The sequence below is a fragment of the Adlercreutzia equolifaciens genome, assembly GCF_029076695.1.
GTDB lineage: Bacteria > Actinomycetota > Coriobacteriia > Coriobacteriales > Eggerthellaceae > Adlercreutzia > Adlercreutzia equolifaciens_A.
In genome coordinates this window covers 796,911-817,042 of the sequence record NZ_JARFIK010000002.1, presented here as the reverse complement: position 1 = coordinate 817,042, position 20,132 = coordinate 796,911, and the positions used below count along the sequence as shown (strand labels likewise).

Genomic DNA, 20,132 nt, shown 5'->3' with positions numbered 1-20,132 from the left:
TCACGCTTCTTTCTAGAGAATACTTCTGCGTACACAAGTCGCTTAGTATAACGGATGGCGCAGGGGCTTTCAAGGCGCTCCGCGTCAACGTCCCCAAGCTGTCCACAGGAGGCAGCGACGAGGCCGCGCCTCCTGTGGAATCGTCAATCAAACTGCAGCGAATGCCTACCCAGCTTTTAAGCCAGCAGGTTCTCCCCCGTCATCTCCTGGGGCGCTGCCAAACCGATCATGGCCAGCAGCGTGGGGGCGATGTCCGCCAGACGGCCCTCGCGACCGTCCAGCGCCATAGCCGTGCCCGTGTAGTCCACCAGCACGAGCGGCACCGGCGCCGTGGTGTGGGCCGTAAACGGGCCACCGTCTTCGGCAATCATGCAGTCGGCATTGCCGTGGTCGGCCGTAACCAGGGCCACACCGCCTTTGCGAGCCACCGCATCAAGCACCAGTCCCACGCCGGCGTCCACGGCTTCCACGGCCGCCTGAGCCGCGTCCACGTAGCCGGTATGGCCCACCATGTCGCAGTTGGCGAAGTTCACAATATACACGTCGGCCTCATCGCGATCGATGGCCGCGGCCAGGGTTGCCGCCACCTCGGGCTCGCTCATTTCCGGCTGCAGGTCATAGGTGGCCACCTTCGGGCTGGCAATAAGCTTGCGGGTCTCCCCCGCCTTCATTTCCTCAATGCCGCCGTTCAGGAAGAACGTAACGTGGGCGTACTTCTCGGTCTCGGCAATATGGTACTGAGTAAGCCCGGCATCGGCCAGCACATCAGCCAGCACGTTCGAGGGGAATTCCTTGGGGAAGGCCACGGGCGCCGGAATGGACGGGTCGTACTCGGTGAGGCACACGAAGTGCACCGCGGGCCATTGGCTGCGCTCGAAGCCCGTGAAATTCGGATCCACCAGCGCACGGGTAATCTCGCGGGCACGGTCGGGACGGAAGTTGAAGAACACCACAGCGTCGCCGTCCCTCATGCCGCGGGGCGACAGTGCTACGGGCTCGATGAACTCGTCGGTAACCCCTTCGGTGTAGGAAGACTCAACGGCCGCCACGGCAGCCACATCACGGTAGGGCTCGGCGTTGGCCACGGCCTGGTAGGCGCGCTCCACGCGCTCCCAGCGATTATCGCGGTCCATGGCATAGTAGCGACCCTCCACCGAGGCAATCTCGATGACCGTACCGGGCTCGGCCGCGCTCTGGGCGCGCTCGATGTAGTCCACCAACTCGCGCAGGTACTCGGCACCGCTTGACGGCGGCACGTCGCGCCCGTCCATGAAGCAGTGGATCATCACGTGCTTCACGCCGGCCGCTACCGCCGCATCGACCAGGCCGTACAGGTGCTCGTTGGAGGAATGCACGCCGCCATCGGAGACAAGTCCCATCAGGTGGAGGGCCGCCTGAGGCTGGCAGGCCGCCGCAAACGCCTCCTGAAGCACCGGATTGGTAGCCAGCGAACCATCGCGGCAGGCGCGGTTAATGCGGGTGAGCTCCTGAAACACCACGCGGCCGGCGCCGATGTTGAGGTGCCCCACCTCGGAGTTGCCCATCTGCCCCTCGGGCAAGCCCACCGCCTCGCCCGAGGCCTGAAGCTGCACCATGGACTCCTCGGAGAACAGGCGGTCGAGCACCGGGGTGTTTGCCAAGGAGATGGCGTTGCCCGGGCCCGGCGCCTGCAAACCGAAACCATCCATAATGATGAGGCAGGCAGGCAGACGCAGCTTAGAGCGATCAACCGCCGCGCCCATGGTCGATGAAGTGACCTGCTCCATTTACTTGGCCGCCTTTACAATCTCCAGGAACGAGGAGGCCTTCAGGGCCGCGCCGCCAATCAGGCCGCCGTCGATATCCGGCTCGGCCAGCAGCAGCTCGGCATTGCCCTCGTTCATGGAGCCGCCATAGAGCACGCGCACCTGATCGGCAACGTCCTGACCGAACAGCTCGGCCAGCGTGGCGCGGATGGCCGCGCACACCTCTTCAGCCTGCTCGGGCGTGGCCGTGCGGCCCGTGCCGATGGCCCAAACGGGCTCGTAGGCCACGACGGTGTTCACGGCATCGGCCGCTTCCACGCCAGCATACGCCGCGCGCACCTGAGCCGTCACGAAGTCCAGGTACACCCCTTCATCGCGCACCGAAAGCGACTCGCCGACGCAAATGATGGGGGCGATGGCCGCTTCGATCAGCGCGCGCACCTTAAGGTTCACGTCTTCGTTCGTCTCGCCGAACAGGTGACGACGCTCGGAGTGACCCACGATGCAGTAGGTGCAGCCAATCTCCTTGATCATAGGGATGGAAATTTCCCCCGTGAAGGCGCCCTTCGGCTCCCAGTACACGTTCTGGGCACCCAGGGCAATATTGACGCGATCAAACTCGAACACCGACTTCACCGGCTTCAAGTCCACGAAGGGCGGGCAGACGGCCACGTCCACTTCGTCGAGGATGTCGGGATAAATGCCGTTGGAGATTTCCTGGGCCAGCACCACAGCCTCGGGAATGGTGTTGTTCATCTTCCAATTGCCCGCAATAAGATTCTTGCGCATCACGCGCTCCTTTCGTGTTTACCGCAGCGACTCGACGCCGGGCAGCTTCTCACCCTGGACCAGCTCCATGGAGGCGCCGCCGCCGGTGGAGATGAAGGTCATCTGATCAGCCAAGTCGAACTTGTTCACCGCCGCTACGGAATCGCCGCCGCCGATGATGGTATCGGCCTCGGCGTTCTCGGCCACCGCCAGGGCAACGCGCTTCGTGCCCGCTTCGAACGAGGGCATCTCGAACACGCCCATGGGGCCGTTCCAGAAGACGCTCTTCGCCATGCCGATGGCCTCGGCGTAGAGACCGGCCGTTTCGGGACCAATATCAAGACCCATCATATCATCAGGGATTTCATCCACGGAAACCGTTGCGGTCTTGGCATCGTTGGCAAAGGCGTCGGCCACCACCACGTCGACGGGCAGCATGAGGGCAACGCCCTTCTCGCGCGCCTTCTCGATCATGGCCGCCGCACGCTCCACCCAGTCCTCTTCCTTCAGAGAGGTGCCCACGGTTTTGCCCTGGGCCAGCAGGAAGGTGAAGCACATGCCGCCGCCGATGATGAGCACATCGGCCTTATCGAGCAGCGCGTCGATGACCTTAATCTTGTCGGACACCTTGGAGCCGCCGAGGATGGCCACGAAGGGGCGCTTGGGCTCGTCGAGCATGCCCGTCAGCGTGGACACCTCGCTTTCCATGAGATAGCCGGCATAGGCGGGCAGCAGCGCCGCCACGCCCGCCGTGGAAGCATGGGCGCGATGGGCCGTGCCGAAGGCGTCGTTCACGTACACATCGCCCAAAGCCGCCAGTTCCTCGCAGAACGCCGGATCGTTCTTCTTCTCGCGCTTGTCGAAGCGCAGGTTCTCGAGCACCACAATTTCGCCGTCGCTCAAGGCGGCTACCTTGGCCTGGGCATCGGGGCCCACGGTGTCCTCAGCGAAGACGACAGGGGCATCGACCAGCTCGGCCAGGCGCGCCGCCGCCGGGCGCAGCGAGAACTTCTCCTCGAAGCCCTCCCCGGCCGGGCGGCCCAGATGGCTCATGAGCACCACGCGAGCACCCTCGTCCACCAGCTTCTGAATGGTGGGCAGCGCCGCGCGAATACGGGTGTCGTCGGTGACCACGTCGCCGTCAAGCGGCACGTTGAAGTCCACGCGCACCAGCACGCGCTTCCCCGTCACCTCGGCCTGATCCACGGTCTTAATGTCAGCCATGTTCATCCTTTCTAAAACGAAAAGCCTGACCCAAATGAGCCAGGCTTTTCGGAGCACGTCGTTCTTTTACGCCTCGGGGAGCAGAATCTTAACGAGATCCTTCACGCGGTTGCTGTAGCCCCACTCGTTGTCGTACCAGGACACGCACTTGACGAAGTTGCCCTCGCCGCCCATGACCATGGTGAGCTTCGAGTCGAAGATGGAGGAGTGATCGTTGCCCACGATGTCGATAGACACGATGGGGTCCTCGGTGTACTCGAGAATGCCCTCGAGCGGGCCTTCCGCAGCAGCCTTCATGGCGGCGTTGATCTCATCCACCGTCACGTCCTTTTCCAGCTCCACCGTAAGGTCGACCATGGAGCCGTCCGGGGTGGGAACGCGGGTGGCGAAGCCGTCCAGCTTGCCCTTGAGCTCGGGAAGCACCAAAGACACCGCGCGGGCGGCGCCGGTGGTGGTGGGGATCATGGACATAGCGGCGGCACGGGCGCGGCGCAGGTCCTTGTGGGGAAGATCGAGGATCTTCTGATCGTTGGTGTAGGAATGGATGGTGTTCATGTAGCCGCGTTTGATGCCGAAGTTGTCAAGCAGCACCTTGGCGAAGGGAGCGAGGCAGTTGGTGGTGCAGGAAGCGTTGGAGATGATGTTGTGCTTCTCAGGATCGTAATCGCCGTCATTCACGCCCATGACGATGGTGATGTCCTCGTTCTTGGCGGGAGCGGAGATGACCACCTTCTTAGCGCCAGCATCCAGGTGGGCCTTGGCGGCATTGGCATCGGTGAAGAAGCCCGTGGACTCGACGACCACGTCGACGCCCAGATCGCCCCAGGGCAGGTTCGCAGGATCGCGGTCGGAGAGCATGGTGACATGCTGGCCGTCAACCACGATGCCGTCGTCGACAACCTCGACGGTGTCGAAAGCGCGGCCGTGGATGGAATCGTACTTCAGCAGGTGAGCAAGAGCGGCCTTGTCGCCCAGGTCGTTAACGGCCACCACTTCCACATCGGGGTCGTTGGCCATGGCGCGGAACACAAGACGTCCGATGCGGCCGAATCCGTTAATGCCTACCTTGGTTGTCATAGGGTATCTCCTTTCACAAGATACTCGAGATGCCGATCAGTCGACATTGGTTCGCTTTTCAGCTCCTATAGTTTACTACGAACCTCACCGAACCGTAACGCCACTTGGGCATTCGGGCCGTAAAAGCGTGGCACCCGCACAAATCATGATGCTGCAAAGCGTCAACCCCGATAGAGCCGTAGGTTCCGCTGGACAGAAGGAAAGCACCTCTTGCGGGCATCGTCGAACTCTGGGCGATCGGCGGGTTCGTTCTCGGTGAACTTTGCGACTCCGTAACGCGCGAGAGAAACAACGTTTTGCCGGGCCCTTTATCAGAGCAAGCGAGCATCGAGAGGCGATACCGCGTCAGTACCGTCTATGCGAGTGGCCTGAAAGTAGGCTTTGAGCGCCTTGGAGATGATATCCCCTTGGGAGCGGGCCGTCGGATCGGCCTCCTTCAGGCGGCGCAGCATGGCGTCGGCCTGACGATCGATGATGGCGGTGATGCGCACCTGGTCGGGAGGCTCGGAGAAATACCGATCAAGCAATGTGGACGCCTCCCTGCCGCCGTGTTCTTCCACGAACTCCCGCGCCCCGATGGCATCGACAGGCTGGATGAACTCGCCCGCCAAAGGTTTGCTCTGCCCTAGACGCGTAAAGCGTGCTGCAGGAGACTCGGGGCCACCTTCGCAGTGCAGAAAGAACTCCCCAGTGCGCTTGCGATAGAGCGCTTGGCGATAAAAACGAGGGTTCGCTGGCGACTCCTTGCCCGAAGCCACCAGTATGCACTGAGCGGTAGCCGTGTCGTAGAGCTTTCCATCTCGTTGGTAGCGCATGACCCCTCCTAAGATTTAAGCAACTAGTATTAAATACGAATTACATTATATTTTATTATTTCGATTTACTTAATTTTAATATTTACTAATTAAAGTAACTCTTTAATTAAATGATTTATGCTATTCATAATTTCGGAGATAGCGCGAAAGGACGCATAGCATCGATTCGACCTCTTTGACGCCCAGCCAACGCGTATCTAACTGGTCAAAATTGCCTCCAAGTAGATGGTTTTGCCCGATTTAACGGTTTTAAGGTCGCAAACCGATCGAAGCGGGGTTTTTGCCCGCGAAAAAGGGCGTTTGGTACCGCGCGTCAGCTACTTCGTTTTTCACGTTGAAGATCGACATGGGAATGAACTGGGGTTTTACGCCGGCGTCGCTTTAGGGACTTCGCCAGCACCATCCTCTTAGCGGGCAAAAACCCCGCCTCGACGGAATTTCGACCTTAAACGCTTCGTTTCGGGCAAAAACCCCGCTTCGGGCAATTTTTGACCACACCCACTTAACGCGGGCAACCCCGAGGTGTGCGCAACGGCGCGGTCACGCGTAGTCGGCGCGGTCGGCGCAACGGAGCGGTCAAGCGCGTCCAACGCGCCGGCGCAGTCGGCACGGTCGGCGCGGGTCGGCACGTCTGGCGTAGCTGCATGATCGGCACGTCCAACGCACCAGTGCAGTCGGCACGGTCGGCGCGATCCGGCGCGGGCAGCGGTGGCCGCTCGCCTCTACTCCCCTTCTATCTCGCGCATCATTTGCTCGATGCGGCGAACGCGGTGGTACACCGCGCTTTTCGATAGGGGCGGATTGGCCCGCTCCCCCAGTTCCTTCAGGGAAGCCTCGGGGTGCAATACGCGCAGGCGGATGAAATCCTGCAGAGCCGGCGGCAGGTTCTCCATGCCGTAGTGCTCCACCACCGTGCGGATGGCGTAAATCTGCTCGACAGCGGCGTTGCTGGCTTTCTGCTGGTTGGCAATTTCGGCGTTGATCATGCGATTCACGTCGTTGCGCACGCTTTTCACCACGCGCTCCTCCTCCATGGAGAGCGCCGCCTGGTGCGCTCCCGTGAAGGCCAGAAACTCCAAGATGGCATTGCCGCTTTTCAGGTACACCATGTACGAGCTGCGGCGCTGCATGATGCGGGCGCCAATGTCCTTGCGGGCCATGAGGGCCACCAGCCCCTCGGCCAAGGGCTCGGACTCGACGGTAATCTCGAAGTGGAAGTCGCTTTTCGGGTGCGAGATGAAGCCCGACCCCAAAAAGGCGCCGCGCAGGTAGGCGGCCGCGCAGCAGGGCTTCGCCACCAGCGACTCCTTGATGCCCATCTCCAGGCCGCCACCGGCCGACAGCACGCCCATGTCGCGCAGGGCCTCGGCCAGATGCGCCTGGGCCGGCACCTCGATCAGATAGTTCGGCGTTTTATGGAGCACCGACCGGCGCATGGTCAGGTTCGTCTTCAGCTCGTAGAGCGAATGCAGCAGGCGCACCACCAGACGCGCCACGGCCGGCGCATCCGTGGCAATCTCGACACGGTAGCGGTTGGGACCGCTCACGAACAGCGTGCCCTCGATGCGCACCAAGGCCGCCAGAGTGGCCTTCTCGCACGAAGGACACTCCGGTTGCACGCGTGCCAGTTCGTCTTTCACCTCGGCTGTAAAGGACACGGCTAGGCCTTCCGTGCCCGCGAGAGCTTGATGACGCTCTGCAGCGCCTCGCGAAGCGCGAAGGGCGAATGCCACGTGGGCTGCTCGGCATCTACCAAGTTGCGGCTGATGACAATGGGGCCGCGCGACTGGATGGCCAGCATGTCGGCATAGGTGATGGAAATGGGCCGCACGCCCTTGGTCAGCTGGTCGTCATTCAAGTCCGACGTCGAGGCGTGCTCCAAGTCGGCGCCGGAAATGGCTGCAAACGAACCCGTGGCCGGGCTCTCGGCCCGCAAGGGCACCTTCGAGTGCACCAGCATGTAATCGATGAGCCCCTCCATGCCATGGGCCGCCAGCGCCTCGAAGTGCTCGCGAGCCGTCAGGCCCCAGGTTTCTCCCTGCACGTCGGCCAGGGCGCACACGAAGAGCACACGGCCCCGCGAAGCGCGAATGGCGTCGACGACCCCGGGGATCAACAAGTTCGGAATAATGGAGGTGAACAGCGACCCCGGTCCCAGCACAATGAGATCGGCCTCCCGAATAGCCTGAAGCGCCGGCTCGTAGGGCCGCGGCGCCCGGCCGGCCTCATCGGTGAGCCACACCGACTCAAGGGCCGTCTTCGAATGGCACGCCACCGCCTGGCCATCCAGCACGCGGCCGTCCTGGGTGCGGGCCGACAGCACCACGTGATCCAGCGTCGAGGGATACACGTGGCCCTGGGCCTCCACCAGCCGCTCGCAAATGGCAATGGCCTCGGGAAACGACCCGCAGGCATCCTCCAAAGCCGCCAGCAGCAAGTTGCCCAGCGCATGGTCGCGGGCTACGGCGAAGCGGTATTTCAAGGCGCGCACCAGCGGGTCCGAGGGATTCTTCGCAAAGGCCACCAAGCACTTGCGAATGTCACCGGGCGGGGTTACGTTGGCCTCCTCGCGCAGCACGCCCGTGGAGCCGCCGTCGTCGGCCATGGCCACCACGGCGCTGGTCTGCACGCCCAGCGACAGCAGGGTGCGGATAGACACCGGCGCGCCAGTACCGCCGCCGATAACCACCGCGCGCAGGGCTTTCTCGTTCTCATCGAGGGGGCGCAGGTTCGGCAGCGCGTTGCGCAGGGCCGAGAACGCCGCCGTGGCCGCCGGATCGACACGGAACGCCTCGGTCTTCTTCTTGCCTACCGCCATGGCCTAGGCCTCGTTTCCGGCATTCGCCCGCGCATCGAGCACGTTGTCGCTCTCGCGCAGCACGTCCTTGCCGCGCTCGGCCAGGCGCAGATCGCGGTGCGCCACCGACACCCGATAGCCCTTGGACTTCAGGTAGTCGCCCGTGGACTCGGCCAGGGCCACCGAGCGGTGCTGGCCGCCGGTGCAGCCCACGCCGATGGCCAGCTGCTGCTTGCCTTCGGCCACATAGCCCGGCATGACCACATCGAGCAGATCGTGCCACCGGCGCTCGAACTCGATGGTCTCCTCGCGGAACAGCACGAAATCGCGCACCGGAGCGTCCAGGCCCGTCAGGCTGCGCAGCTCCGGATCATAGTAGGGGTTCGGCAGGAAGCGCACGTCCATGACTAGGTCGGCGTCGAAGGGGGCGCCGTGCTTGAAGCCGAAGGAGTACACCGTTACCGCCAGCCCCTTGCGTTCGCTGCCGGTGTCGAACAGCGAGCGAATGGTGCTGCGCAGCTTCTGCGGCAGCATTTCCGTGGTATCGATGACGAAGTCGGCGCGATCACGCAGCCCCAGCAGAAGATGGCGCTCCCGCTGGATGCCCTGCCAAATGGTGGTGCCGTCCGTGCACAGGGGGTGACGGCGGCGGCTGGACTTGTAGCGAGCGATCAGCTTGTCGTCGGCCGCGTCCAAGAACAGCGTCTTATAGGAAATACCCTGATCGGCCATGGAGGTAAGCTCGTCATCAAGGCTGCCGAAGAAGTCGCCGTTGCGCGAGTCGCACACCACGGCCAGCTTGCGGCGCGGGCCCTCGCCGGCGGCCTCCTCGTTGACGCGCACCAGCTCGCCCAGCAAGCTGGAGGGCAGGTTGTCCACGCAGAAGTAGCCCAGATCCTCGAACACATGCATGGCCTCGGTGCGGCCCGCGCCCGACATGCCCGTGACAATGACGAAATCGGGCAGGGCGTCCAAAGTTTGCTGCTCATCAGCCATGAAGGCCTCCTTCTTCGGCAAGTTGCTCTTCTTTCTCAGCTTTTTTCACATTATACTGCGCCAGCACGCGCACCAGCTCTTCGGCCACGTCCTCGGGAATCACCTTCGCCGCCTTGATGTCCTCCAGGCTGGCCTCCTTCAGGTTCTTAAAGGATTTGAAGTGCTTGAGCAGGGCCTTCTTGCGCACGGGACCCAAGCCCGCCACGTCATCCAAGATGGAGGCCGTCATGCCCTTGCCGCGCAGCTCGCGGTGGAAGGTAATGGCGAAGCGGTGCGCCTCGTCGCGTACCTGCTTCACCAGATACAGCGACGCCGAGCCGCCGGGGAGCACCACGGGGCCCGTGTCCTGCCAGGGCACGAACAATTCCTCGTCGCGCTTGGCCAGACCGCAGATAGCAATGTCGTCGATGCCCATCTCCTCGAACATGGCCAAAGCCGCGGTCAGCTGCGGCTTGCCGCCGTCCAGAATGATGAGATCCGGCTTGCTGCCGAAGCGCTCGTCGGCCATGCGCTCGGGGCTGTAGCGACGACGCATCACCTCTTGCATGGACAAAAAGTCGTTGGCCTCGTCAAGCGGCGTCTTTATCTTGAAGCGCCGGTACTGGTTCTTGTCCGGCTTGCCGCCGGTGAACACCACCATGGAAGCCACCGTGTAGGACCCGTGGATGGTGGAGATGTCGAAGCACTCGATGCGCATGGGCGGAGCGTCCAGGGCTAGAGCGCTCTCCAGCTGCAGCAGGGCGTTGTTGATGCGCTTGTCATCGTAGTTCGTGCGCACTTTGTAGCGCATAAGCGTGTGCTTCGCGTTGGTTTCCGCCATGGCCACCAAGTCGGCCTTCTCGCCCTTCTGGGGAGCGGTGAAGCGCACCTTCGCCCCATGGGCCGAGTCCAGCTTCTCCGTCAGCCACTCCCCCATGGCCTCGGCGTCTTCGGGCAGCACCCGCACGATGACCTCATGGGGAATGGACGTGGTGGTGTCGTAGTAGCGCATGAGGAAGTTGCGCAGCAGGTCCTGATCGGGCACGTCAGTACCGCGGTTGAGCACGAACTCGTTGGCGTTCACAATGCGCCCCTCGCGGATGACCAGCACATGGACGCCGGCCACGGTCTCCTCGCGGAAAAAGCCGATGACGTCGGCATTCAGGTTACGCGAGCTAACGGCGTGCTGTTTGTCGGCCAACGAGTTGATGGTGTCGATGCGGTTCTTGATGCGCGCCGCCCGCTCGAAGTCGAGTTCGGCGGCCGCCTCCTGCATCTCCTCAGTCAGCTCCTCCACAAACTCGCGGTGGTTGCCGGCCAGAAAACGCTCGATGCGCCGCACGTTCTTGGCGTACTCCTCGGGAGTGATCTGACCGCAGCAGGCGCCCGGCCCCAAACCCACATGGGCATCGAAACAGGGGCGGCTGCCGCGCTTGAGCGCCGCCAGCGGATCCTTCTCCAAGGCGCGCGTCAAGCTGCGCCAATCGGCGCAAGACGCCGCGCACAGGGGCACGACGCGTCGGGCAATGTCGATCATCTCGCGGGCGGCCCGGGCATCGGTAAAGGGACCGAAGTACTTCGTGTCGGAGCGATGCTTCTCGCGGGTGTACTTGATGGCGGGAAACACGTCGCCCTTGGTCAGCGCGATGAACGGATAGCTTTTATTGTCCTTGAAATCCGCATTGAAGAAGGGGCTGTACTGGTTGATGAGGTTTTTCTCCAGCACCAGCGCCTCGTGCTCGTTGTCCACCACAATATAGTCGAAGGACTGAAGCGCCTCCACCAGCAGCGGAATCTTCGCCCGCTCGTCCTGGAAGTTCACATACTGGCGCATGCGGGCGCGCAGCTGCTTGGCCTTGCCCACATAGATGACCTCGCCGGCGGCATCCTTCCACAGGTAAACCCCGGGCAGGGTAGGCACCGCGTCGAGCTCGCGTTTGATGCGCGCGAGTTTTTCCTGCTGGGATTCTTTCTTGTTCATAGTGCCAGTATACCCGCCTTCGCGCCCCTCTTCGAAATATCCAGAAGCCCCGAGACGGTCGCGAATTTGCGTTCTGTTAGCAGCAATCCGCTTGCCACCGGCCAGCGCTCCCCCCTTGCGTTTGCTTCGCAAGATTTCACCAGGAGTTTTGCTTGCCTTGTGCTGGAGACTGGACGAAATAGCAGCCGCCGAGCCATCCAAGAGGCTTCCCCCTGCTAACAGATCGAAAAAAGCGACCCCCTTTCCTTGGTTTCCAGAAAATCGAACCTAAAACCGTGCTCAGCCGCGCAGATGCCACAGAAACAAAGGCAATACAGGGAGTTTTTGCGAGTTCGAGGCATAGAAAGCCGCCTCATGATACTTTAGCTGTCTGCAATAAAACTTTCTCAGGGGGGAAGATTCGACACCGTCGAGGCTCTGCGCCCTTGCGTTACCAAAGGACTACTGCATTCATGAATATCGTCAGCAAAGGAAAAGGCTCCGCGACCCCGGCGCCCAACGCCGCTTCAGCCGCGGGCTCAACCTCCGCCACGCTTCTGCGCGTGGCCTTCTTCGCCATCGCCGTGGTGCTGGGATGGCTGCTTATCGAACTACCCTGGAACGATACCATTACCGGCATCGCCCCCAACTACGTGGCTGCCAACCTGGCCATTGTAGCCCTGCTGGGCGGCGTTATCTTCCTGATCGGCCAGCGCACGCGCGCCTCGCTCGCAGTCTTCGTGGCGCTCTGCCTGTTCATCGGCGCGGCCAACTTCTACATCATCACGTTCAAGGGGCAGCCCATCCTTCCCGCCGATCTCTTCGCCTTAAGTACGGCCGCCTCCGTGGCTGGGGGTTACACCTTGTTCCTGACGCCGCGCCTTGTGAGCTGCTTGCTCGCCTTCGCCGCCTTCTGTGTGGCCCTGCGCCTGTGGTGTCCGGCACGGCGCATTACCCAGTGGGACGTTATCGTCAACTGTGTCGCCGCGGCCCTGCTCATTGCGTTCTGCGCCATCAAGTACCAGAGCACCGACATAAAGAACGAGTTCAACGTCACCGTGGACGTCTGGGACGTGCGCGGCTCCTACGGTTCCCAGGGCACGCTGCTCTGCTTCCTCTCGCGTGCCCAGGAGTTGACCCCGGCCGAGCCCGAAGGCTTCTCCGACGAGGTGTTGTCCCATGTGTTGGAGCCCTTTGAGTCCTCGGCGCACCAAAGCGCCTCTTCGGCTCTGGCCGCCAAGGGCGGCTCGAAAAGCGCCGCACCGGACACGGCAGATTTCCCCAACGTCATTGCCATCATGAACGAAACGTTCTCGGATCTGTCCAGCTATCCGGGCCTGGAGGGCAGCAACGCCCAGCCCGCCTACTTCAAAGAGGTGCAGGCCGACTCCCTGGTGGCCGGCGATTTGTACGTGTCGGCCATGGGCGGCGGCACCTGCAACAGCGAGTTCGAGTTTTTGACCGGCTCGTCCATGGGCAACATGGGGGGCGGTGTGTACCCCTATGTGCTCTATGACCTGGACGGCACCGAGAACCTGGCCGCCTACTTCGACCGCCTGGGCTACGACACCCACGCCATCCATCCCGCCGAGGCCAGCAATTGGCGCCGCGACCGCATCTACGAGCAGCTGGGCTTCGACAGCTTCGACGACATCACCACCATGGAAGACGCCGACACCTTCCGCGATCTGGTCACCGACAAGGCCACCTACGAGCGCGTCCTGGAGAAAATCGACGCCGGCGACGGTCCGCAGTTCGTGTTCGACGTGACCATCCAGAACCACGGCGGCTACGACACGGGCCTAGTGCCCGAGGAGGATCAGGTGCATCTGGACTCCGACGCCGTGGACAACCCTGAGATCGACGAGTTCTTGGCTGCCATGCACCAGTCCGACGAGGATCTGCGCTGGCTCATCGACGAACTGAACCAGCGCGACGAGCCCACCATCGTGGTGTTCTTCGGCGATCACCAGCCTGGGTTCGCCGACTGGCTCTTCGAGGAGACCTACGACAAATCCGTCGACGACGCCACCATCGAAGAGGTGCAGGCGCGCTATCACACGCCCTATTTCATCTGGGCCAACGCCGCTGCCCGCGCCGAGGACTCCCCTCTTGAGCTGGAAAAGATCGGCACCGATACCGTCACGAGCCTCAACTATCTGGGCGCCATGCTGGTGGAAGCCACCGGCCTTCCCGGCACGGTGCACCAAAAGTACCTGAAGCACCTGCGCGAGACCCTGCCCGCTGTGAACCTTAACGGCTACCAGGACACGACGGGCACGTGGCACTGGTTCGAGGAGGAAATTTCCACCCCCGAGCAGGAGGCGGCCCAAGAGGCCCTCGACGACTATGCCATCGTCCAATACGACGACCTCTTCCGCAAGAACTCGCCCTACAAGGAGGAGTAAGCCCGAACACACGAGAGCCGCCCCGCAGGCGGCTCTCTCGTTGCAGGGCGCTGTTACAGGTTGTCCCTCGCCCACTGGATATTGCCCATCACCGTGGCGATGAGCTCCTCAGTGGAGTCGAAAGCGCGCATGGGGCGCAGCCATTCGATGAACTCCACTTCAATGGGCTGCCCATAAATATCCTGGTCAAAGTCAAGAATATGAACCTCGACGTTGCACTGGGAGCGATCGGCGAAGGTTGCGGGCACACCGATGTTTACGGCGGCCTTGTAGCGCGCGCCCTCCACCGTGGCATAGCAGGCGTAGACGCCCTCGCCGATGGCTAACAGCATGGGCTCTACCTCGAGGTTCGCCGTGGCGAATCCGAAATCGTGACCTTCACCGCGGCCCGGGCGCACGGTGCCCGACAGCGCATAGGGGCGCCCCAGCAACTCCGCAGCCTCGCGCACTTTGCCCTCTTGCAAAAGCCCGCGAATACGGGTGGACGTGACGGGCACGCCGCCCTCGGCTACCAACTCGTGGCCGTGCACGGCCATGCCGAAACGCTCGCCCCAGGAGCGCAGATCCTCGACGTTGCCCATGGCGCGCGCGCCGAAATGAAAGTCCGAGCCAATATGGATGGACGAGGGCACGCCGCCTCCGAAGCAGCGCTCCAAGAACGCATCGGGACTTTGGGCGGCAAACTCCCGCGAGAACGGCAGCACCACCACGGCATCCACATCCTGCTCGGCCAGCTTGGCAATGCGCGCCTCATTGGTCATAAGCTTCTTCAGGCGATCGGGTCGGAACAGCTCGTCAGGATCGATATCGAACGTGATGACGGCGCTGGGGCGTCCCTGCTCGCGAGCGGCATTGACCGCTTCGCCGATGATGAAGCGATGACCCTCGTGCACGCCATCGAAGACACCGAAGGCCACCGCGGCCCCGTCGAGCACTTTGCCGTCGAAGGCCTCATCGGCCCTAGAGATCACCGTAGCCACGAGCTACTCCTCTCGGAAACACGCAGCGGGACACGCACAAGGCCTTGTCCTGCTGATATTGGTACAGCGCAATGATGCGATTATCGTACACCAAAGCGACGATTTCGCCATCCTCCCACGGGGCGCAACTCTCGCGCACCCCCGAGGTGCAGGCGCAGATCTCATCGGCCAGGGCGCCGAAGGACCGCTCGCACAGGGTAAGCTCGGAGGCCGGGAGCGCATTGCCGTGAGACACGCGCTCGGCTTGGCTCTGGTTCACGTAGACAAAGCGCAGGCCCAGGGCGCGCAGCGGATCCAGGGCCGCGCGCTCCCCAATTTCCTCGAGCGTCTCCAGGCTCACGCAGTCGTCCAAGCCGATAAAGCCGGCCTTGGTGCGACGGAGCGCCCCCACATGGGCCGGGCAGCCCAAGGCGTTGCCGATATCGCGGGCCAACGCCCGAATATAGGTGCCCTTTGAGACGGAAAACCCGATGTCCCAACGGGCCGGCTCGGTGCCATCGGCCCCGTAGATGCCCAAAAGCTCGGCCGCGTACACCTCGATGTCCCGCGGTTCCAAGTTGATGATGCGTCCCTTGCGAGCAGCGTCGTAGGCCTTCACACCGTCCACCTTGATGGCGGAATAGGCCGGCGGCAACTGCTTGGACTTCCCTACCAGGCTAGCCAAGAAGGTGCTGGCGAAGAAAGGGTCGAAGACCTCATCGGGCACATCGCCCGTGCGGATGATGCGCCCTTCGCAGTCATCGGTATCGGTGGCAGCCCCGAAGACAACGGACACGATGTAGGACTTATCGTGCCCCGTCAGATAGTTGTCGAGACGCGTGGCCGGCCCAATGCAGATGGGCAGCACGCCCGAGGCCAAGGGATCGAGCGTGCCCGTATGGCCCACGCGGCGCTCGCCGAAGATGCGCCGACAGCGATTGACCACGTCGTGGGAGGTCATGCCCGAGGGCTTGTCCACCGCCACCATGAGACAGAGATCCGTGGTACCGCGCTTCACAGGCGCTCCTCCGCCACCACAGGACACGGGATGCCCAAAAGCTGAGCCACGGCGGCCACGGCCTGGGGCAGCGGCTTATGAATGGTGAAGCCCGCGGCAGCGCGATGGCCTCCCCCGCCGAACTGCGCCGCCAAGGCGGCCACGTCGGTGTCGTCCTTGGCACGGAAGCTGCCGCGCACCTCAGTGGGTTGCTCGCGCAGCATGCATGCCACTGACACGCCCGCTACCGAGCGCAGCACGTCGATGAGGGGCTCGGCGTCGGACTTCACCGCGCCGCAGCGGGCAAAGTCTTCCAGCGAGAGCCACGACATAACCGCGCGGCCATCAGGTGAGAAAGCCATATGATCGATGGCCACCGCCTCCAGGGCCACCGAGGCCCGAGAGCGATTCTGGTAGAAGTTGCGCGAGATAATCGAGGGCTCGGCGCCGGCAGCCACCATTTCGGCACCGGCCGTAAAGGCAGCCCCGTCGGCATTCTGGTACTGGAAGCGCCCCGTGTCGGTCATAAGTCCGGTGTAAGCGCAGGTGGCGATAAGCTTATCACGATCGCAGCCCAGAAGCGCCGCCAGCTGCCATATCAGCATGGTGGTAGAGGCCACGTCGGGATCGGTATAGCTGAGCTGGCTCATGGCTTGGGGCACCGCATGGTGATCGATGGTAACGGTAAAGGCCGCCTGTTCCTGGAGCCGTGCGCCGTCGCCCAATCGTTCGGGCGTAGGAACATCGACGGCAATAAAGCTGTCGCAGGGCCCTTCAAACGAAACCGCCGGCACCAGCTCTTGGCTTCCCGGCAGAAACGCCAGCGTGCCATCGATGGGCTCGTTGCGCGCCAAAACGCCCGTCACCTGCTTGCCGCACTGCCGCAGGGCCCAAGCTAAGGCCAGCTGCGAGCCCAGGCAATCGCCGTCGGGACTCACATGACCGCAGATAACATAGTTATCGTGCACCAGTAGCTGTTGGGCAATTTCTTCCAGGGTGGTGTTCGTCTGAGGGGTTACCGCCATAGATTAATACTCCCGATCCTCGCCAATGGTGTCGTCGACGATCTTGCTCTCCAAATGCTCGCGCTCGGTGTTAAGGGCGTAGTTGATAGCCTCGGCCTGGTCCACCGACTTATCGACGAAGAAGCGCAGCTCGGGAGCAACGCGCCACGAGAGCTTCTTGGCCATGAGCGAGCGGATATGACCCGCAGCAGCCTCGAAGGCAGCCTGCACGTCGGCATAGCGGTCGGGATCAACGGTGTAGTACACGTTGCACACGGAGCGGTCGTAGCTTACCTCGCACCCGGTGATGGTAACCATATGCAAGCGCGGGTCGGACACGTCGAACAGAAGAATGCTGGCAATAACCTCGCGGGCCTGCTCGTTCACCTTACGGTTGGAAGCACTCTGTTTCATAATGCCATCTCCTCAATTGAGACTTATAGGATGCTTCAAAGTATAAATAAGAAATGACCAGCAAGTACGCCGAGTGAATTACGTCACAAAACTGGAAACCTTGCGGTGCTGGAAATGCAGCTGCCGGACAGGGGGTGTGCCTCCGCGCGCAGGTTCCGCAGCGAACAGAACAGCCCAGTGGGCTGTTCTGCCGAGCGAGGACTGTTTGAGCACGGAGGTATACCCCTGGCCGGCAGCGAACGAGCGAGATTTATTCGGTGCGCTCGACTTCCTTCACCTGATAACCCTCGATGGTATCCCCCACCTTCAGGTCCTGGAACTTCTCGATGCCGATACCGCACTCGTAGCCCTGCTTCACGGTCTTCACGTCGTCCTTGAAGCGGCGCAGTGAGGCCATGACGCCCTCGAAGATAACCGTGCCGTCGCGCACGATGCGCACCTTGTCGTCGCGGTTGATCTCGCCTTCCACAATGTAGCAGCCGGCAATGGTGCCCACCTTCGGCACCTTGAAGGTCTCGCGCACCTCGGCGATACCGGTGTCCTCTTCCACGATATCGGGGGACAGCAGGCCCACACGGGCGGCATTGATGTCCTCGATGGCCTGGTAGATAACACGGTACAGGCGAATGTCCACCTTCTCCTTCTCGGCCTGCTGGCGGGACTTGCCCGTGGGACGCACGTTGAAGCCGATGATGATGGCGTCGGAGGCGGCGGCCAGGGTGACGTCGGTCTCGGTGATGCCGCCCACGGCGGAGTGCACGATGTTGATGCGCACCTCGGACTGGTCCATCTTCTCGAAGGCGTCGCGCAGAGCCTCGATGGAGCCCTGAACGTCGGCCTTCACAATGAGGTTCAGGTCGGTCTGCTTGCCTTCCTCGATGCGGCTGAACAGGTCGTCCAGGCTCATGTGGCTCTTGGTTTCCTGGGCGGCCAGGCGGGCGCGCAGGGCACGCTCCTCGGCCAGCTTGCGGGCGTCGCGCTCGTCCTCGAAGACGCGGAACTCGTCGCCGGCGGTGGGCACCGAGTTCAGGCCCAGAATCTCCACCGGGTCGGCGGGCTTGGCCTCGGACACGTGCTCGCCGCGCGGGTTCACCAGGGCGCGCACGCGGCCGTAGCTGGTACCGGCCACTACCACGTCGCCAGTGTGCAGGGTGCCGCGCTGGATAAGCACCGTGGCCACAGGACCGCGACCCTTGTCCAGGTTGGCCTCAATGACGAAGCCGGAGGCCTCGGCGTCGGGGTTGGCCTTAAGCTCCAGCACGTCGGCCTGCAGCAGGATGGTTTCCAGCAGGTCGTCGATGTGCAGGTTCTTCTTGGCCGACACCTCGACGAACATGTTGGAGCCGCCCCACTCCTCGGGGATGACGCCGTACTCGGTGAGCTCCTGGCGCACGCGGTCGGGGTTGGCGCCCGGCTTGTCGATCTTGTTGACCGCCACCACAATGGGCACCTCGGCGGCCTTGGCATGGTTGATGGCCTCGATGGTCTGCGGCATGACGCCGTCGTCGGCGGCCACTACCAGGACGATAACGTCCGTGACCTGGGCACCGCGGGCACGCATGGCGGTAAAGGCCTCGTGACCCGGGGTATCGATGAAGGTAATCTGGCGACCGTCGATGTTCACCACAGAAGCGCCGATGTGCTGAGTGATGCCGCCGGCCTCGCTGGCCACCACGCCGGTGTGGCGGATGGCGTCGAGCAGCGACGTCTTGCCGTGGTCGACGTGGCCCATGACGGTAACCACGGGCGGACGGGGCTTGAGGTCGTCCTCGGAGTCGTTGTACACCACGGCATACTCCTCCTCGGGCGATACCACGCGCACCTTGCGGCCCATGTCGTCGGCGATGAGCTCCATGGTCTCGTCGTTCATGGACTGGGTAAGGGTGAGCACCTGGCCCAGCATGAACAGACGCTTGATGACCTCGTTGGGCTGCACGCCCAACAGCTCGGCGAACTTCGCCACCGTGGCGCCCTGGGGAATTTCCACCACGGAATCGTCCAGCACGAGCGACGGATCGAGACCGCGCTCGATGGCCTCGAGCTCGGCGCGCTCGCGGGCCTCGGCCTCGCGCTTCTCCTTGCGCTTCTTGCGGCGTCCCTCGCCCTCGTGGGTGTTGGCGGCCTCGACGGCAGCGCGGGCCTCGGCGAGCACCTTGTCGCGCTGCAGCTTCTCGGCCTGGACGGCCATCTGGGCGTAGCGATCATCGCCCGTGGCGGCCTGCATTTCCAGCTCGGGCACCACCTGGTGGGCGCTGCCCTTCTTGCCGCGCTTGCCGCCGGCGCCGCGGGCGGCCTTCTTGGCCTCGGCCGCAGCGGCCTGCTGGGCCTCCATGCGCTGCTTCTCGGCCTCGATCTGCGAAAGCAGCGAGTCGAAGTTGTTCTTGGGACGGCCGACCGGCGCCGGAGCGGGCGCCTTGGGGGCCTCGGGGGCCGGAGCGGCCGTCTTGCCGTGCTTCTTGTGGCCTTGGCGCAGGGCCTCCTCCACCGCGCGCTTCTTGGCTACCTCGGCCGCGGCCTTCTCGGCGCGGGCGCGGGCGCGAGCCTCTTCGCGCTCACGCTCGACGCGCTCCTTCTCGGCGGCAATCTGCTGCTCCAGGCTGGCGAAGGCCGACGGGGCCTGGGGCGCCTTGCGCGGCGCCGGGGCGGCCTCTTCCTCGGCCTTGGCGCTCTCGCGGCGGGCGCGGGCAGCCTCGCGCTCGGCCAGCTCGGCCTCGACGGCGGCACGGCGAGCGGCCTCTTCCTCGGCCTTGGCGCGGGCGGCTTCTTCCTGCTCCTTCTTCAGGGCCGCTTCCTCTTCGGCAGCCAGGGCGCCGGCGCGGGCGCGAATTTCCGGCTCGATGTTCTTGCGAATGGTTTCGACGTCGGCGTCGGCAAGCACGCTGGCATGCGACTTCGCCGCGATCTTCATATCGCGAATGCGGTCGAGCAGCTCCTTGCTCGACATATCGAATTCCTTCGCCAACTCATGTACACGCATGCTGGCCATATA

Annotated in this window: 15 protein-coding genes; 1 reads left to right on the top strand and 14 read right to left on the bottom strand. The window is 63.1% G+C overall.

All coding sequences use genetic code 11. The features are described 5' to 3' along the window. Positions 1–176 precede the first annotated feature (176 nt). From gpmI to uvrC, 9 genes are all read right to left on the bottom strand, one after another. Positions 177–1,766, bottom strand: a complete 1,590-nt coding sequence (gene gpmI, locus PZH32_RS09195) for a 2,3-bisphosphoglycerate-independent phosphoglycerate mutase (protein WP_275207719.1) — start codon at positions 1,764–1,766, stop codon at positions 177–179. Then, the gene (gene tpiA / locus PZH32_RS09190) at positions 1,767–2,534 is read right to left on the bottom strand and encodes a triose-phosphate isomerase (RefSeq protein ID WP_428994024.1); all 768 of its coding nucleotides are present in this window, start codon (positions 2,532–2,534) and stop codon (positions 1,767–1,769) included. Between the two features lie 18 nt (positions 2,535–2,552). Then, positions 2,553–3,737 carry a phosphoglycerate kinase gene (locus PZH32_RS09185; protein ID WP_275207716.1) on the bottom strand — a complete coding sequence of 395 codons (1,185 nt, stop codon included), beginning with the start codon at positions 3,735–3,737 and terminating at the stop codon, positions 2,553–2,555. A 66-nt stretch (positions 3,738–3,803) separates the two neighbouring features. Next, positions 3,804–4,814: a type I glyceraldehyde-3-phosphate dehydrogenase gene (gap, locus tag PZH32_RS09180; protein WP_275207714.1), complete on the bottom strand. Its 1,011-nt coding sequence runs from the start codon at positions 4,812–4,814 to the stop codon at positions 3,804–3,806. Positions 4,815–5,125: 311 nt separating this feature from the next. Further along, on the bottom strand, positions 5,126–5,629 hold the full coding sequence (locus tag PZH32_RS09175; protein ID WP_275207713.1) for a hypothetical protein: 504 nt from the start codon (positions 5,627–5,629) through the stop codon (positions 5,126–5,128). 722 nt (positions 5,630–6,351) lie between these two features. After that, positions 6,352–7,287 carry a DNA-binding protein WhiA gene (gene whiA / locus PZH32_RS09170; protein ID WP_275207712.1) on the bottom strand — a complete coding sequence of 312 codons (936 nt, stop codon included), beginning with the start codon at positions 7,285–7,287 and terminating at the stop codon, positions 6,352–6,354. 2 nt (positions 7,288–7,289) lie between these two features. Further along, positions 7,290–8,447 (bottom strand): gluconeogenesis factor YvcK family protein, encoded by a 1,158-nt coding sequence (locus PZH32_RS09165; protein WP_275207711.1) that lies wholly within the window; start codon positions 8,445–8,447, stop codon positions 7,290–7,292. Positions 8,448–8,450: 3 nt separating this feature from the next. Beyond that, entirely contained in the window at positions 8,451–9,422 is a 972-nt protein-coding gene (gene rapZ / locus PZH32_RS09160) for an RNase adapter RapZ (protein WP_275207710.1), read from the bottom strand. Beyond that, on the bottom strand, positions 9,415–11,382 hold the full coding sequence (uvrC, locus tag PZH32_RS09155) for an excinuclease ABC subunit UvrC (RefSeq protein ID WP_275207708.1): 1,968 nt from the start codon (positions 11,380–11,382) through the stop codon (positions 9,415–9,417). The genes rapZ and uvrC overlap by 8 nt, the downstream gene beginning before the upstream one ends. A 452-nt stretch (positions 11,383–11,834) precedes the next feature. Here uvrC and PZH32_RS09150 point away from each other — a divergent pair, with 452 nt between their 5' ends. After that, positions 11,835–13,769: an LTA synthase family protein gene (locus tag PZH32_RS09150; RefSeq protein WP_275207707.1), complete on the top strand. Its 1,935-nt coding sequence runs from the start codon at positions 11,835–11,837 to the stop codon at positions 13,767–13,769. Positions 13,770–13,822: 53 nt separating this feature from the next. On the opposite strand, the gene ribF is transcribed toward PZH32_RS09150, so the two are convergent. The 5 genes from ribF to infB all read right to left on the bottom strand — a co-directional run bounded on the left by ribF (position 13,823) and on the right by infB (position 20,129). Continuing rightward, positions 13,823–14,749: a riboflavin biosynthesis protein RibF gene (gene ribF / locus PZH32_RS09145; RefSeq protein WP_275207706.1), complete on the bottom strand. Its 927-nt coding sequence runs from the start codon at positions 14,747–14,749 to the stop codon at positions 13,823–13,825. Further along, positions 14,730–15,746: a tRNA pseudouridine(55) synthase TruB gene (gene truB / locus PZH32_RS09140; protein WP_275207704.1), complete on the bottom strand. Its 1,017-nt coding sequence runs from the start codon at positions 15,744–15,746 to the stop codon at positions 14,730–14,732. The genes ribF and truB overlap by 20 nt, the downstream gene beginning before the upstream one ends. Further along, a complete protein-coding gene (locus tag PZH32_RS09135; RefSeq protein WP_275207703.1) occupies positions 15,743–16,750 on the bottom strand; it encodes a DHH family phosphoesterase in 1,008 nt (335 codons plus the stop codon). The genes truB and PZH32_RS09135 overlap by 4 nt, the downstream gene beginning before the upstream one ends. A gap of 3 nt (positions 16,751–16,753) precedes the next feature. Beyond that, the gene (gene rbfA, locus PZH32_RS09130) at positions 16,754–17,143 is read right to left on the bottom strand and encodes a 30S ribosome-binding factor RbfA (protein WP_275207701.1); all 390 of its coding nucleotides are present in this window, start codon (positions 17,141–17,143) and stop codon (positions 16,754–16,756) included. Positions 17,144–17,393: 250 nt separating this feature from the next. Then, complete coding sequence (gene infB, locus PZH32_RS09125) at positions 17,394–20,129, bottom strand: translation initiation factor IF-2 (RefSeq protein ID WP_275207699.1); 2,736 nt, start codon at positions 20,127–20,129, stop codon at positions 17,394–17,396. Positions 20,130–20,132: the final 3 nt, after the last annotated feature.